The sequence below is a fragment of the Shewanella sp. SG41-4 genome, from assembly GCF_014164505.1.
Taxonomy (GTDB): Bacteria; Pseudomonadota; Gammaproteobacteria; order Enterobacterales; family Shewanellaceae; genus Shewanella.
In genome coordinates this window covers 1-1040 of record NZ_JACJFI010000677.1, presented here as the reverse complement: position 1 = coordinate 1040, position 1040 = coordinate 1, and the positions used below count along the sequence as shown (strand labels likewise).

The 1040-nt window shown below is 37.3% G+C and carries 1 pseudogene; it reads right to left on the bottom strand.

Annotated features, from left to right (window positions below):
- Window positions 1-671, bottom strand: a pseudogene (locus H5202_RS23205) (polyribonucleotide nucleotidyltransferase); the annotation flags it as partial.
- Window positions 672-1040 lie beyond the last annotated feature (369 nt).

Genomic DNA, 1040 nt, shown 5'->3' with positions numbered 1-1040 from the left:
TCAGCCTTGAACTCAGCAATAGCATCAACAACAACTTGTTGTTGATCATGTCCGTAAGTTACCGCACCTAACATGATTTCTTCTGCAAGCACTTTAGCTTCAGATTCAACCATAAGTACAGCAGCCTTAGTACCAGCAACAACTAAGTTTAGTGAACTAGTGGCAAGCTGCTCAACCGTTGGGTTAAGGACATATTCATCGTTGATATAACCAACACGCGCCGCACCTAGTGGGCCGCTGAAAGGAATACCAGAAATAGCTAACGCTGCTGAGGTACCAATCATCGAAACAATATCTGGCTCGATTTGAGGATCAACAGAAACCACAGTGATGATAACTTGAACTTCGTTTTTAAAACCGTTAGGGAATAAAGGACGAATAGGACGGTCAATAAGACGCGCAATCAGAGTTTCATCTTCTGAAGGGCGACCTTCACGCTTGAAGAAACCACCAGGAATTTTACCTGCAGCATAGGTTTTTTCTTGATAATTAACAGTTAGCGGGAAGAAGTCACGGCTTAAATCCGCTACTTTTTTACCAACTACAGTAACTAATACTGTGGTATCGCCCATGCTTGCTAAAACTGCAGCATCTGCTTGACGTGCAATAACACCTGTTTCTAAGGTGACTGTATGTTGACCATACTCAAAACTCTTTACAATTGGATTCACGTGACCCATTCCTTAATTTAATGACCTTTAATTACGCGCACAAGTATACTTCAATTACACTGAATAGTTAAATAGACTCGAGATGCAGAATGTGAAAATCTTTAAAATAATCATTTTCCTACATGAGATCATTGCATTAACAAATGATTTAGACACTAATAACCTAACATTATCTCTATTAAGTGACCTGAGTGCGCTATTTGGTTTGATTATTGATGACAAGACAGATTAATTTGACTAAAGTTGTAGCTAATAGTGTCAATTTTTATAGGGTTAATTGACTAATTACCCCAGTTAGGATTGATTTTATATTGAGCAAAAAATTCTTTAAAATTTTAGCATTTTATAATGGTAAAATTTATGTAAAAC